We start from the raw sequence: 14,259 nt of genomic DNA on the forward strand, positions 1-14,259 counted from the left end.
CCGTGCCGCCCTGACGTGGTGTCACAATACTTTTTCAGCGTCACGCTGGGCTTTGAGCACTTTATCGAGTTGTTTTAATTCGGTTTTAATCCCGACATTCATGTTTAACTCTAAGGCTCGGCTTAATACGCAGTAGCTTTCTTGTGGGCGATTATTATCGCGTAGCACTAACCCTAAGATTTTGTAGAGTTTTGCCCTGACTTCATCGGGCATATCTTCATCATCGGTCAGTAAGCGTGTACGCTCTAATGTTGCCAATGAAACCGGTGATTTCACGGCATACGCTCGCATTGCCGAATCAGCGATTTCTTCGGCAATCACGGTGCCCGTGGTGCGGTTGACACCGGGGATCACTAAGCGATTAGCTAATGCATAAACGGCAATATCTAATGCGCCCTCATAATCACCCGCATCAATTTTCCACAGCAAAATCGTCATTAAGACGTCATCTTGCACACCGCTACCACCGGACAATGCCCCATCAACCCATGGTTGATAATTGGCTAATATATTGCGTTTATAAGCTTCTTTGCGTTCGCGTGACTGAAAATGTTTTAGCTCTTTTTTATCTGTCGCAAGACGTAACAGCATCATGTGATAGCCTTTCGTGTTGCGACTAACATGTCCACCCAATTGAGTGGACTGTTGCGCATTGAGGCTCATGCGGTGTTTTTCCCACGGAGATAACGCCATTATTTTTCCTTTTTATTGTCAGTCGGTGTTTCTTCCGTCACAGCGTCATTTTCTGGTGCAATAACGTCTTTATTTTCTGGCGGTGTTTCTTTAGCCTCTTCAAAAACAATATTTTCAACGAGTGCCACACCGCGGAAATCTTCAACGACGAAATCTTCATTGACTGACTCGTAGTTTTCGATGCGATCACGTTTTGCATTATCCAGCACTTGGCGACGACGAGAATCCGCAAGGAAATAAATCGACAAGTTATCAAGGCGAGTAATAAAAAAGGCATTGTCTGGGAAGAACGGCGCACGTACAGCCGGTAAATCGCCGATACGTTTCTGACTGATAATGGTATCTGCTGCCAGTTTTTCACTGTTGTTTTGGTCTTTATTGACCAATGGAAAATATTTATCAGACAGTAATTTACGACCACAAATCACAACAAGCCCAGTATCGTCCTGATATTCTGGATCAATTGCCTTATCAATGGTGTCTTGGACTAACGCATCGAAATTTTGATACGCGCGCCCTTTACCAACATAAACCGGTTTGGCTGTTGTTGTACCATCTTGCGTAATACTGCCCATCACATGATCAGGCGCACGTTCACGGACTTTTTGTAACCAACCTGAATTTACATCTTGCAGTAATTGATATTTTTTACGATCAGAGTTATCAGCACGGTGCGTACCATTAAACCCAATCATAATGCGGTCTAATGCCTGACGGCGGATAATCGCGTCACGGATACGGGTTTGAAAATCGGTAAACTTCGCCCACATATCAATTTTGGCGTAATCAAGATGGGTGTCGTAATTGGTTTTCTGGCAAAGGTAGCTGTTTTTTGTCAGCTTAATCGGATCGCTTGTTTCGCGGTCTTTTGCTGTTGTATCGGTAGTGCCTGCAATAGTTGAGCCAATACCTAAACCAATGGCTTCACCGATTTGGTCATCAACCGGCACAATATTAACGTGCGTTAAAAACTCCGCCGATTGCTGGATCGTAGTTTCTAATTTTTGAGCAGCAGACGGTTCAATCGGTACTTTGGTATCGCTAAATTCTTGAGCGCTAACACCGTAAATTTTACCGAGTTGCGTCATATAAGCATTAAATTTAAAACGAGTTTCTTTTTTCATGGTCTGTTCGTTACCTTAGCAATCCGTCAGCACTTCGCCGTTATTTTCGCCACCTGTTGCCGGCGGACGATGTGAGAACGAGGCATCTGTATTTTCAAATTGGTTTTTTAATTCCGTGAGTTGTTGCGTGAGCGCTTTTACCGCTTCGCGTTGGTCTGCGCTTTTTAATTCGGTAATTTCTGCTGAAAGGTTTTGTACTTCTTGGGCACACAGTTCTACCGCCTGATGCACATCGGTAAATCGCGCATCATCATTGTGTTGCTTTTTAGAAAACATCTCTTTAATGACGCTAAAAAGTCCCGGCTTATCGCTTTCCGGTTTTTCGTCAGTAAATTCAAAATGCGTTTCTTCTGCGGCAGTAAAGACGTTATCTTTGCTTTGTTTACGTTCTGAAAGTGGGTTACTTTGTGCATTGGCACTAAACTGCAACATTTCAGTACCTAAACTCGCGGGGTTGTCAGTTACCGCTAGCCCGATAAGATAGGCTTCGCCGATATCTGAAAAACTGGGGTTAATTTCAACAGAGGTATATACTTTTTGACGTTTTTTATTGAGTTCAATTAATTCCGGAATAGGATTAATCACGCCATACAGTGCCAGTTTACCCGCCAGCGCCCCTTCTTTTATTTCCTCGGTATACACCGATTCCACATCGCCAAAGCGTGGCGCCCATGAAGCGTTATAGTGATCGATATTGATTCGCGCACCATAAAATTTGGGGTCGTAATTTTTTTCAATTTGGGTTAACCATTCGCGACTAACCTTACGCCCATCCGTTGTCGCCCCTTCAACACAAAGACGAACCGGTTTTGATTTCTTCGACATGCACTACTCCAGACTGCATCCGTTTATTCGTTGGTCTGTATGTTGTCGGTTAAAAGGGGCGTTAAACAATGAATAAGGTTTGTCTGAGATATGGCACAACGGGAATGAAGCGAATCGGTGTTCAGCGGTTAATAGACTAGCCGTAACTTAAGCAAGAAATCGTGATTATGCAATGACTCTTACAGAAACCTTTGATAACCGAAAAAAAGCGATGCACCTGTATTTTTCAGGTTATCGCATTGCCCGCATAGCGGAATCGCTAGGCGAAAAGGCGTCCACTATTCACAGTTGGAAACGTCGTGATAATTGGGATGAAATTAATCCGACCGAACGCGCAGAATTAACCGTTGAGGCGCGTTATTGCAATCTGATTTTAAAAGAGAGCAAAGAAGGGAAAGATTTTAAAGAAATCGACTTATTAGGGCGCCAACTTGAACGCATGGCGCGGATCAGAAAATATCAAAACGGCGGTAATGAGACAGACCTTAACCCTAAGATTGCTAACCGCAATAAAGGCGAACGCCGTCAAACAGAGAAAAATTTCTTTTCAGAAGAACAAATTGAAAAATTAGAAGATGAATTTCGCAATACGTTGTTTGAATATCAAAAAGTATGGTATCGCGCCGGTCATCACCGCATTCGTAATATTTTAAAATCCCGTCAAATCGGCGCAACATTCTACTTTGCCCGTGAAGCCTTTATTGATGCCCTGACTACTGGACGGAATCAAGTTTTCCTCTCCGCCAGTAAAGCGCAAGCCTATATGTTCCGTGAATACATTATCAAAATGGCATTAGAAGTTGATGTTGAATTAAGAGGCGACCCATTGATGTTAAGCAATGGGGCAACGCTCTATTTTCTTGGCACCAATGCCCGCACAGCACAAAGTTATCACGGTAATTTGTATCTGGATGAAACCTTTTGGATACCCAAGTTTCAAGAATTACGCAAAGTGACTTCGGGTATGGCCATCCAAAAACAATGGCGACAAACTTACTTTTCAACACCGTCAACCATGAGCCATGAAGCGTACCCGTTTTGGTCTGGCAAGCTGTATAACCGCGGACGCAAAAAAGAAGACAGAGTTGATATTGATATTTCACATGAAGCCTTAGTCAATGGGCGTTTATGTGAAGATGGGCAATGGCGACAAATCGTTAATATTGAAGATGCCCTGCGTGGCGGTTGTGATTTATTCGATTTAGAGCAACTCAAAAAAGAGTATAGCCCGGACGAATATAACAACCTTTTAATGTGCCACTTTATGGATGATATCGAATCCCTATTCAACTTTAACATGATGCAAGACTGCATGGTGGACAGTTGGGAAGTGTGGGATGACATTCAACCGTTAGCGCTACGTCCCTATGGTTATGATCCGGTTTGGGTAGGTTACGACCCCAGCAAAGGTGGTGAAAATGGCGATAGTGCCGGTTGTGTGGTTATCGCGCCGCCTAAAGTACCCGGCGGAAAATTCCGCATATTAGAACGCCATCAATGGCGTGGTATGGATTTTCGTGCACAAGCTGACGCTATTAAAAAAATTACTGAGCGTTTCTATGTGGAATATATGGGCATTGATACCACCGGCTTAGGGCATGGTGTTTATCAGAATGTTATCCAGTTTTTCCCTGCTGCGCGTGAGTTTATTTATAACCCGAATGTCAAAAATGCCTTAGTCATTAAAGCCTATGACGTGATTAGTCACGGACGCTTAGAGTTCGACGCGCAGTGCGTTGATATCGTTCAATCTTTTACTTCCATTCGCCGTACTACTACCGGAAGTGGTAACCGCCCTACCTATGAAGCCTCGCGCAGTGAAGAAAGCGGACACGCTGACCTAGCGTGGGCGACTATGCACGCCCTTTTCAACGAACCCTTAACCGGCACCACCGAGAACAGTAATAACATTGTGGAGATTTATTAATGAGCCGTAAAAATAAAAAAAGTTTTAAAGCACAACAAACGGCAACTGCCAATAACGGTATGGAAGCCTTTACCTTTGGTGATCCCGTTCCGGTATTAGATAAACGAGAAATTTTTGATTATCTGGAGTGTGCGCAAATTGATAATTGGTATGAGCCACCGATTAGCTTTGATGGGTTATCAAAACTGTTTCGTGCGGCGACTCATCATAGCAGTGCGATTTATGTGAAACGTAATATCTTAGTGAGTACGTTCCAGCCTAACCGTTTTCTCTCTAAGTTAGACTTTAGCCGGTTTGCGCTCGACTTCTTAACCTTTGGTAATGCCTACCTTGAACGGCGTAATAATATGGTGGGTAATTTATTAAAACTCACACCAACACTGGCAAAATATACCCGTCGTGGTGTTGCTGATGATAGTTATTGGTTTGTGCGCTATGGCTATGATTCACAACCTTATGAGTTTAAACCCGGCTGTGTGTTTCAGTTATACGAACCCGATTTAAATCAAGAGTTGTACGGCTTACCGGAATATCTGGCGTCCACCATGTCAGTGCTACTGAATGAAGCGGCTACCCTGTTCCGCCTTAAGTATTATCGCAATGGTAGCCATGCCGGATTTATTTTATACGTCAGTGACGCCTCACAAAACCAAAGCGACATTGATAAAATCCGTAAGGCAATGCAAAACTCAAAAGGCCCCGGTAATTTCCGTAATCTGTTTATCCACGCACCAAACGGCAAGAAAGACGGGGTACAAGTTATTCCACTAAGTGAGATTGCGGCAAAAGATGAATTTCTTAATATTAAGAATGTCAGCCGTGATGATATGTTAGCGGCACACCGCGTACCGCCTCAAATGATGGGGATCATTCCACAAAATACCGGTGGCTTTGGTGATGTCGAGAAAGCGGCAAAGGTTTTCTTTCGTAATGAGTTGGCGCCACTGCAAAGCAAGATATTACAGATTAATGATTGGCTAGGTGAGGAAGTGATTAAGTTTGATAAGTACACATTGGCTGATGAGTAACTTCACCGCACAAAGAACAATACCGCCTACACTGGCGGTATTTTTTTACCTGTAAGGTATAAGTATCGGTCTGACTAATAATAATAGTGACTCAATTCTATTATACCGTTTACCCCTTGATAAGGCGAATCCGCCTAATTTTCACCCTCTCAAACCCATATCAAATGCGCCTACAATCCATTTTAAGCACACGTAATTTATTTGATACCTAGATAACTTTATCTTGTTTTAATCGCTCTACGCGCTGGAAATTTGCGAGGAATAATGTTTTAAACCCCCTCAAAACGCAATCGTGACCCCGCCACGCCCGCGCACTAAATGTGTCAGTTTTTATGCAGATGCAAGTTCTCATCATAGCGCCTAGCAATGGCATTAGTGTATATAAAAAATGACGGCACAATAGACTCAATATCATGCAATTTTATGGGTAATAGTTTATTATACATAAAACCTATAAATCACAAATAAAATCAACTCCTGTAATATTAAAACCAGTATTAATAGGTATTTTTATTAAATACACCTTATAACCTATTAAATCAGAACAAGATAATTTGTTAAGTGCTGATGCGGCTCTTTCTTTAAAAAAAGTATTATCGTTATTCTCTATATTATAAAAATTATAGAAACAAAATAAATTAATGATTTTTTGTTCAGAGTTAGAAAATACTACGGTCCCATACTTATTGTTTTTTTTGTAATCAGCCTCCTTATTTATTATCATTTTAGATAAATCATCTTGCCCTTTCTTATCGAAGAAGTAAAAACCCTTTATCGCTTTATAACCAGTATTATATTTCAACATGTTATCTATTATGCCTTTAAGAAACAGATTAAAATAAAACCTTGGCTTTTCCAATCCTTTGATATAATAATCATCAAATTTAGTTGAATTAGGTTCAAACATTATCATATTAAATTCAGTGTTATCGATATTTTCTCTTATACCTCGAAGCCTATCCTCCATGTAATAGCCAAGCCAATCAAGTTCATCATGGATATATGTATTATTTCTCCCTGAATAACTTACTCTCCTATATATGTAATCAATTAAATCAATTGGATTATCTAAAATATCAGTTATTACATAAAGATCGAAAACATTAATAGCCCATGGTAACTCATTATTATTAAATAAATTAGTTTCAGATACAAAATGAGGATTACTTGTAAACTCATCAAATCTTTCTTGACTAATAGGCATTAGTACAACATGGTGAACCCCTGATAAATCGAGGTTGACTCTTTTTTTATTTTTATATCTAAGTTTTGGATCATGCTCTTCAGAAAATAGTGATCGTTTAGTCCTTATGCATTGTTCATAAGCTTCTTTTATAATTTGTTCAACATGTTTTTTTACTCTTTGAGTACTACCACCAACAGCTTGCTCTGAAACTTTATGAGCCTTAGCCTCAATAATGAATAAGATATCTCTATATTTTAATAAACCATCTACTTCACATTGTAGACCAGTGTCAACCGAATCATAATATATTTCCTGATAAACTTCTGAATCTACCATTACACTTTTTAAAAGATCGATTGCTTTTTTTTCCAAATTCGTAGCTCTATGTTTATTATATTTTTTACTTAATTCTTTATTATTTCTCAAAAAATCATCAGCTAACTGATAAAAAGATTTATATATCATATCCAAATGAACACAAAAATAGTCCCCATCCAATAATAACAATGGTTTTTTAGAGAAAATATTATACGTTTTCTCTTCTTCTAGAATAGAAAAATCTTTTAAGGTTAAATGATTAATTAGGTTATTTAAAGATTCTTGTGTTTCTCCTCTATAGTTTAAAATCTTATCTTTTTCTAAAAAAAATACCTCATTAATTTCCTTGGAAAATTCAACGTCAATGTAATAATCTATATATTTATAAGCAGATTTTTTATTATTTATTTTTATTCCAAATGTTTTTTGAAATTCTTTTTTATCTTCTTTATATAATTTAATCAAATCTTGTTTTTTTGATATGAATTTCTCAGCCTTATTATTAGTCGCATTTAAATATAGACTATTAATGATTGAAAATAACAATTCAGCGTCTTTATATGAACATCCCAAACCATTATTTAAACCTTCCTCAAATGTTTCAAAAAGTGATTTGAAATAATTCATCGCATGTGAATCATAATATTCACCTCGAATAAGATTTTTATTCATTGAGTATATTCTTTCTATATTTCCACTCATGCTTGATTTATCATCATCGAATAGTCGATCAATAGTATCTATACTATAGAGATTTTCTTTTATTATCTTTATATCAGAAAAATCAGGTTTTTTTCCATTAATACTGGTTAACTTAGGAATTAAGCTAATGATTTTTTCATAAATAATGGGAAGAGTTTTCCCATAAATAGATTCATAAAAAAAAATTGAGATTACAGATTTAACATCGACTTCCTCAAGAATTCCCATTAGTTTCTCAAAATCAATATTTGCTTGTTTTTTAGTCTCATCTACATCTATAAATTCATTCATTTCATACCTCACTTATTACACATTCAATTATTATATTTGAATATAATTATTCTTATGGGTAGTTCCAATGCTTATCATCTTCACTTATTGTTTACTCAGATATTAGTCATCAATAAATATATCTAATATAATATTTCAAAAAAAAATATCATCAAGTCAATTAGTAAGTTAACTATTTAGCTATCCCCTTCTCGGAAACCGGTTACATCGGTTACACCCTACAAAAACCACCTCTAACCCACTGATTACAAACAACTCCTTTGTAACTTTTTACGGGTTACAACGAGTTACAAAACAGGGATTAAAAAGTTAAATCCTTATAAAACAATAAGTTATATTTTTAATTTGTAACCTCTTTAAACGGTTACACGTAACTGCAAAGTAACCCATTTGTAACCTTTCTTAATCTTTATATTTCTTTATTTAATCAATAAGATATAAACCTATTTTAATTTTGTAACCATTGTAACCGCTTTCCGAACCCCTCCCACAAATTCTCTATCTATATAAAAGAGATTAAATAATGCTTATTTATTGCACAAACATTTATATCTTCTCTCTTTTATTGTTCTTAGTAATTATGATAATTACTTGATGGTTTTCTACAGATAAAAGAAAGGCTGCACATGGCAGCCAATTTAAATACAAATAAAACGCTAACTCTCACTGTTTTCCTGAAATACCCAACACTTAATTACTTCAGGCCTTTTAAGCGCACTCCCTATCGCCAGTGAGTTATTAAATTGACTGTTTACTACACTTCTCACAGTCTTAATACCTACAAACTTACGCATACGCCCTGCTTTTAGTAAGTTTTTAATATCCGTATTTAATAACATTGATTGTCTGTGCTCGCTGGCAACCTGCGCAATATGGTTAAAATTCACTGCATAAACGCCCTGTTCAATACTATGATTAACACCAAATGGCTCATTATCTTGTAGATAATCAAACATATCCCAAAATTCCATAACTGGCGGTTGATCCAACTGTATGGCTTGAACTCGTTGTTTAGCTAACTCAATAATAAAGTTACGTGTTTGTCGGATATGCATGTCTTTTACAGGCAATACCAATGCTAATGTTTCCAATAAAGCAATTAACTGTGCATGGTTCTTAGCGATCCGCTCATGGTTAATCGCCTTATCCGCAAATAACTGCGCCTGCAAATCATCTACACGTTCATTGTATTGTTTTAATATCGCCGTTTCTTTCATTAATACCTTAGGTAAAAATCCTGATAACTTTTCAATAGGATAACGTTCAAGAGCGATAGCGGCATAACGGGTTTCTACGCTCTGCTCAGCCTTATCAGTATAAAGATGAATAATCCTCTCTAAAATCGCTCGTGAGGCATTAATCTCTGCGTTTTGTGCAATCACAATACTGCCTTTAAATAATGGCTCGTAAGTCTCATTACCGCTATTCTTTACCCCTAATGAACGAGTCGCACGGCCGTTATACAAAGATTTCAGCTCTTCCCAATCAAACGCTTTCAATTTTGCGTTATCTTGTACGCGATCACTTTCAATTAAACACACAGGTAAATTACTAATTTGTGCAAAATTGCGCCCTCGAGCGGCAACACTCGATTTTGATGCATCAAATCCCTCATAATCAGCACGACCACATAAACGCCATAAAAATTCAATTAAGGTACTTTTACCCGAACCTGGTTCACCGCAAATCTCTAAAAAAGGATAGCTCTTATGTGTTTTTCGTATTTGTTCAGCAAAAAGAGAACCCACCCAAAACGCTAATACGACATAGCCCTTCACACCAAAAGCTTCCCAAAGAGAGCCTAACCAATTGGTATCAAATTCACTAAAATCCGTATTAATAGATAATGATGGGCTAAGACTTAACGTCTTAATATCAAGCTTATTCAAAGAAAAATAATCTTCCTCATTCAACGTAAAACACTTACCGTCTTGTATTGCCACATCATTAAAGACATACACACCGTATTCTTTGTTATATCCGACATAATTTTGAGTGATCACCTCTTTGATATCAGGCAATGCCTGCTTACAAATACGATCTAATTGCAAAGTTGTACCTGTATAAACGGCCCCTTTTGCCACATGTAATAAACGCTTTTTAAATTCACTAGCGCTAGTTAATTGTGAGGCGGTAAAAGTCGCTTTAACTTGTGGCTGTCGAGGAAAATCAACACGGATGTAATACCATGATTCATCGGTTTCTACCGATTTTTGGAAATATAATGGTGTAGGATAACAGTTGGCTATTTCAATTACGGTGCCAGATTCTTTAACGGCTTTTTGTCTAGTTTCATCTTCATCTAAATCAGGCTCTGCATCATGAATACGCTCAATCGTCTTCATCATTTTGTCGATGTCCAACTTAAACCAATACAAACGGTTATCATGCTGAAAATCAAACTCTGAACGCTCCGTCCAATTAAACATTAAACGTGCTTTTTCAAACGCAGTGGAAGCTAACAGCAATTTTCCATAATAACGATAACGAGCCATATCTCGTTCAGTTAACTTGCCTTTCATGTGCAAGTCATTCCAATCGTTCCCATTATCAACTTCTGCTGGTCTGGCGGCAGTGGCTTTCCAACCTTCCTCATGACTACGCGCAACAAACTTCCTCATAGCCCGTTCACCAGCTGCACCATTATCTAATGCCCAAACCAATAACGGTTTTTTATTATTGCCAAGTTCTGTTTTTAACTTAGCCAAAGCAATTTCAGGATAATTATGGCAAGTCATCAATGAAACTGCTGTCATACCATTTTGAATAAGACTTAGCGCATCAAAAATACCTTCAGTTAGCCAAATCTCTTTAGCTTGTGTTAAATCTTGTTGAGGTAATGACCACCAATGCCCCTTATAAGAGCCAAAAAAGTTAGCTTTACGATCAAATCTCGATGGTCTATCAATAATACGTTCCCAATATGCGCTCTCTGGTAACGCAAATTTAACTGTTGCAGCACCTAAACCATTAGCATGATAACTAGACTCTGAATAAAGCCCCTTTAATGGCTCAATATTCAACCCTCTAGCGTGCTGTAAATAGGCATCTGCTGCCGCATTGGGTGCTTGCTGTGTCTTAGGGTAATGGGTTGACCAATCGTCAAATATATCGGGATAAATTTCTTTTACGATCAATTCAGCACCACATTTATTCTCACGTCCACAACGCAACACAAACGGCATTTCAATTGAAGTAAATAACTCTTTTTTCTTACAGCTTGGGCAAATACCTTGGCGCAAATAACCATTTTGCTCTTTGAATTGAAAGTCGTGTATAAGACGAGGCAATAACGCCTGAATATGGTATGATTTCATGAGATAACCTTAGAGCACACAATAACTGCCTATCCCGCAGGTTGTGTGCTTTTTATTTACTTATAGAAAATGATTCTCATATGCTGTGATAATGTTTTTCTTTTAGCTCAAGCAATATTTGGCAATCAATACATAATGTGCAGCCTATAACTGCTTGGCGACGCGCTTGAGGTATTGGATGGTCACAATTCTCACATTCAAACGCCGATACACTCTTTATTGCCTTTCTCGTTGCTTGAATATTTTGTTCCAGCACTAGCTCTGCATATTCATTGGCACGATCAACTGCATCAGACATAATTAAGCTCCCCTGCTTCTAACTCTAATTTATCTGCCTCACCAATTAATAATTGATGAACTTGCGCATAATCTAATTTATCTATTAATACTTTGTCGGCTAATTGACGTTGGCGATCGGCAAAATGATTTATTAATGATTTACGTTCATCTTCTCTATTTGCTTTTATATTTTCAGCCACAGGCGTAAATATAGGTTCTGGAATATTTCTCATTTTAAAACCTCATTTTTAGGTAATAAAAATCCCTGACCGATAAAGGTCATTATTTAATATTTGATTATTTATTGGCTGTAATTACTTTCCTAAGATAATAATAACACCATGATATTTAAGCCACCTGATGCCATTCACAACTTAAATCGGTGTTCACAATTAATTCAAACAGCTGAGGATCATTATTTACTGCGGCTATTTTTTTGATTATAAAGGTGAAAAAATCACTGAAATCTGAGTATCTTATTGTTGGACAGAAATTCATTGCTTTTAGTATAATAACAACGGTTTTCCCATTATTATTAGCGGGATAAAAATGGGTTAATTCATCTAGCCTAAAAGTAAGATCTTCAACAGATGTATATTTATTTTTAATACGAATAAATATACTTTCACATTTATTATTGGTTATAACAGTTATATTATTTTTCATTTTTAGCTTTCCTTAACCCATCAATATATTTAACCGCCTCAGCCATTGCATCAAACTTGCCGAATGACTGATCACCTAACCAAACGTGATAACGAGTAACTGGATTCATTGCTTTTCGTGGTAACTTAATAATCGTAAAGCCACGATATATAAAACTATGCTCAGTTATTTGTCGTATCATGACTTCAACCCTAACCACACTAACCAACCATCACGGATCTCTTTTGGTAAAGATTCATAAGCCATCTTTAAACCGTTATTCCATGCAGGTAGATAAACATAGTTTTCTGCTCTACTTGAACCTGGTTTTCTCATTTGAATAATGGGCAATTTTCCTGCTTTGCGCATATCTGCAACTGCACTCGCCGGCTTACCGATTAATTCAGCAAATTTTTCCTCTGTCACACCATCTGACAGACTTACGATTTTCTCTCTCATCTGCTACCCTCTTATGTTAGGCGCTTTATAGCGCTTTGCGACTCTTTGCTTCACGGCAAGGAGGTATCACTATTCTTATAAAATAAGAGATCTCTTATATAATGTCAATCTACGATAATGAAAAACTAAAACTCATACGTGAGTCAGAAAGGTTAAATGTTAAACAAGCGGCTGATTTAGTAGGTATTAATTATGTCACTTATCATGGTTATGAAAGTGGAAAAGCTAAAATGTCTTTAGAATCTGCAATGAAATTCTTTAAACATCCACAATTCAGGAAATATCGAGACTGGTTTATGTTCGATGAGGTTAATCCTGATGCTGGGCAAATCGCACCGGCACTCGCACACAGTGGGCACGACAACACACAATCATCCCACTCAGACAAGAAAACTGGCTAACAATACATCAAGCATTTTGTGAATTTATTGATTCGCAAAGCATTTGTACCATTGGAGGGCTTTCTTATGACAATTAAGAAACTCGAAAATGGTCAATATGAAGTGGACATTAGACCGACTGGCCGTAACGGAAAACGGATCAGACGACGCTTTGGAAAAAAACAAGAAGCTATTTTATTTGAACGTTATTCACTCGCTAATCAGCAAAAAGATTGGATAGATGCATCTACTGATATTCGCCCTCTTAGCGAATTAATTAATATTTGGTGGGAAGTGTTCGGCAAAAATACACCTCATGGAAGAGTTACACATCTAAGGGTGAGACGCATTGCCGAATCTCTCAATAACCCTCCAGTTTGCCAGCTAACGGATAAGCAACTGATACTTTATCGTGAACTTAGGCTTTCCTCTGGTGTGAAGGCGTCAACCATAAATAGAGATATGTCGGCATTAAGTGGCATGTTTACCGCACTTAAAAAAACGGATTTCTTTTTAAGTAAACATCCCGTTCATGGAATATCACGGTTAAAGCAACAAGCGACTGAAATGTCATACCTTACAGATAAGGAAATCCAGCAATTATTAGCATTATTGGAAGATGATAACTTAAAAGTTGCCGTTCTCTGTTTAAGCACAGGTGCCCGTTGGGGTGAAGCGCTCAAACTAAAACGCGAACATGTGATCCAAAATAAGGTGAGATTTACTTACACCAAAACCAATAAGCCAAGAATTGTGCCAATCTCTCAAGCTGTTGCTGACATGATTTGTACAAAGAAATCAGGATTACTCTTTACTGAAACGTCTTATCACATGTTTCGTAGAGCGATTAAAAAAGTGAAACCTAGTATGGCATTAGGCCAAGCAACGCATGCATTACGTCATACATTCGCCACTCATTTTATGATGAACGGTGGAAGTATTATTACGTTACAACGCATTTTAGGACACACCAATTTGCAACAAACGTTGACCTATGCACACTTCGCTCCAGACTTCTTACAAGACGCCATTCAATATAACCCATTGAAAGGTAGTACAGAATTGCTGGTTTAGGTTGTCCACAT

At 37.8% G+C, this 14,259-nt stretch carries 14 protein-coding genes; 4 read left to right on the forward strand and 10 right to left on the reverse strand.

Annotated features, from left to right (window positions below; all coding sequences use genetic code 11):
• Positions 1-21: 21 nt before the first annotated feature.
• From gpM to M983_RS00495, 3 genes are read right to left on the reverse strand one after another with little or no spacing between them, the layout of a single operon-like run.
• The gene (gpM, locus tag M983_RS00485) at positions 22-693 is read right to left on the reverse strand and encodes a phage terminase small subunit (protein WP_066745367.1); all 672 of its coding nucleotides are present in this window, start codon (positions 691-693) and stop codon (positions 22-24) included.
• Positions 693-1,817, reverse strand: a complete 1,125-nt coding sequence (locus tag M983_RS00490) for a phage major capsid protein, P2 family (protein WP_066745370.1) — start codon at positions 1,815-1,817, stop codon at positions 693-695. Before M983_RS00490 ends, gpM begins: the two co-directional genes overlap by 1 nt.
• A gap of 15 nt (positions 1,818-1,832) precedes the next feature.
• Positions 1,833-2,642 (reverse strand): GPO family capsid scaffolding protein, encoded by an 810-nt coding sequence (locus M983_RS00495; protein WP_066745373.1) that lies wholly within the window; start codon positions 2,640-2,642, stop codon positions 1,833-1,835.
• Positions 2,643-2,814: 172 nt separating this feature from the next.
• Between M983_RS00495 and M983_RS00500 the strand changes: the two genes are divergently transcribed.
• Together M983_RS00500 and M983_RS00505 are read left to right on the forward strand one after the other, a co-directional pair.
• The gene (locus M983_RS00500; RefSeq protein ID WP_066745381.1) at positions 2,815-4,569 is read left to right on the forward strand and encodes a terminase ATPase subunit family protein; all 1,755 of its coding nucleotides are present in this window, start codon (positions 2,815-2,817) and stop codon (positions 4,567-4,569) included.
• A complete protein-coding gene (locus tag M983_RS00505) occupies positions 4,569-5,597 on the forward strand; it encodes a phage portal protein (RefSeq protein ID WP_066745383.1) in 1,029 nt (342 codons plus the stop codon). The genes M983_RS00500 and M983_RS00505 overlap by 1 nt, the downstream gene beginning before the upstream one ends.
• 451 nt (positions 5,598-6,048) lie before the next feature.
• On the opposite strand, the gene M983_RS00510 is transcribed toward M983_RS00505, so the two are convergent.
• The 7 genes from M983_RS00510 to M983_RS00540 form a co-directional block, all read right to left on the reverse strand.
• Entirely contained in the window at positions 6,049-8,094 is a 2,046-nt protein-coding gene (locus M983_RS00510) for a hypothetical protein (protein ID WP_066745386.1), read from the reverse strand.
• 656 nt (positions 8,095-8,750) lie between these two features.
• Positions 8,751-11,411 (reverse strand): toprim domain-containing protein, encoded by a 2,661-nt coding sequence (locus M983_RS00515; RefSeq protein ID WP_066745389.1) that lies wholly within the window; start codon positions 11,409-11,411, stop codon positions 8,751-8,753.
• 76 nt (positions 11,412-11,487) lie between these two features.
• A complete protein-coding gene (locus M983_RS00520) occupies positions 11,488-11,709 on the reverse strand; it encodes a TraR/DksA family transcriptional regulator (RefSeq protein ID WP_066745392.1) in 222 nt (73 codons plus the stop codon).
• Entirely contained in the window at positions 11,702-11,923 is a 222-nt protein-coding gene (locus M983_RS00525; protein WP_066745395.1) for a hypothetical protein, read from the reverse strand. The genes M983_RS00520 and M983_RS00525 overlap by 8 nt, the downstream gene beginning before the upstream one ends.
• Before the next feature lie 115 nt (positions 11,924-12,038).
• Entirely contained in the window at positions 12,039-12,356 is a 318-nt protein-coding gene (locus M983_RS00530) for a hypothetical protein (protein WP_066745398.1), read from the reverse strand.
• Positions 12,346-12,537 (reverse strand): hypothetical protein, encoded by a 192-nt coding sequence (locus M983_RS00535; RefSeq protein WP_066745401.1) that lies wholly within the window; start codon positions 12,535-12,537, stop codon positions 12,346-12,348. Before M983_RS00535 ends, M983_RS00530 begins: the two co-directional genes overlap by 11 nt.
• Positions 12,534-12,794 carry a Cox family DNA-binding protein gene (locus M983_RS00540; protein ID WP_066745405.1) on the reverse strand — a complete coding sequence of 87 codons (261 nt, stop codon included), beginning with the start codon at positions 12,792-12,794 and terminating at the stop codon, positions 12,534-12,536. The genes M983_RS00535 and M983_RS00540 overlap by 4 nt, the downstream gene beginning before the upstream one ends.
• A 101-nt stretch (positions 12,795-12,895) precedes the next feature.
• Between M983_RS00540 and M983_RS00545 the strand changes: the two genes are divergently transcribed.
• Positions 12,896-13,195, forward strand: coding sequence for a helix-turn-helix transcriptional regulator (locus tag M983_RS00545; RefSeq protein WP_066745408.1), 300 nt, complete (start codon positions 12,896-12,898; stop codon positions 13,193-13,195).
• Positions 13,196-13,261: 66 nt separating this feature from the next.
• Positions 13,262-14,248 (forward strand): phage integrase, encoded by a 987-nt coding sequence (locus M983_RS00550; RefSeq protein ID WP_066745411.1) that lies wholly within the window; start codon positions 13,262-13,264, stop codon positions 14,246-14,248.
• The last annotated feature ends 11 nt before the right edge of the window (positions 14,249-14,259 follow it).

The sequence above is a fragment of the Proteus myxofaciens ATCC 19692 genome (genome assembly GCF_001654855.1).
Taxonomy (GTDB): domain Bacteria; phylum Pseudomonadota; class Gammaproteobacteria; order Enterobacterales; family Enterobacteriaceae; genus Proteus; species Proteus myxofaciens.

Excerpts from the sequence above, each read along its gene's own strand:
- gpM (WP_066745367.1), bottom strand. The coding sequence starts at position 693 with ATGGCGTTATCTCCGTGGGAAAAACACCGCATGAGCCTCAATGCGCAA.
- M983_RS00490 (WP_066745370.1), bottom strand. The coding sequence starts at position 1,817 with ATGAAAAAAGAAACTCGTTTTAAATTTAATGCTTATATGACGCAACTC.
- M983_RS00495 (WP_066745373.1), bottom strand. The coding sequence starts at position 2,642 with ATGTCGAAGAAATCAAAACCGGTTCGTCTTTGTGTTGAAGGGGCGACA.
- M983_RS00500 (WP_066745381.1), top strand. The coding sequence starts at position 2,815 with ATGACTCTTACAGAAACCTTTGATAACCGAAAAAAAGCGATGCACCTG.
- M983_RS00505 (WP_066745383.1), top strand. The coding sequence starts at position 4,569 with ATGAGCCGTAAAAATAAAAAAAGTTTTAAAGCACAACAAACGGCAACT.
- M983_RS00510 (WP_066745386.1), bottom strand. The coding sequence starts at position 8,094 with ATGAATGAATTTATAGATGTAGATGAGACTAAAAAACAAGCAAATATT.
- M983_RS00515 (WP_066745389.1), bottom strand. The coding sequence starts at position 11,411 with ATGAAATCATACCATATTCAGGCGTTATTGCCTCGTCTTATACACGAC.
- M983_RS00520 (WP_066745392.1), bottom strand. The coding sequence starts at position 11,709 with ATGTCTGATGCAGTTGATCGTGCCAATGAATATGCAGAGCTAGTGCTG.
- M983_RS00525 (WP_066745395.1), bottom strand. The coding sequence starts at position 11,923 with ATGAGAAATATTCCAGAACCTATATTTACGCCTGTGGCTGAAAATATA.
- M983_RS00530 (WP_066745398.1), bottom strand. The coding sequence starts at position 12,356 with ATGAAAAATAATATAACTGTTATAACCAATAATAAATGTGAAAGTATA.
- M983_RS00535 (WP_066745401.1), bottom strand. The coding sequence starts at position 12,537 with ATGATACGACAAATAACTGAGCATAGTTTTATATATCGTGGCTTTACG.
- M983_RS00540 (WP_066745405.1), bottom strand. The coding sequence starts at position 12,794 with ATGAGAGAGAAAATCGTAAGTCTGTCAGATGGTGTGACAGAGGAAAAA.
- M983_RS00545 (WP_066745408.1), top strand. The coding sequence starts at position 12,896 with ATGTCAATCTACGATAATGAAAAACTAAAACTCATACGTGAGTCAGAA.
- M983_RS00550 (WP_066745411.1), top strand. The coding sequence starts at position 13,262 with ATGACAATTAAGAAACTCGAAAATGGTCAATATGAAGTGGACATTAGA.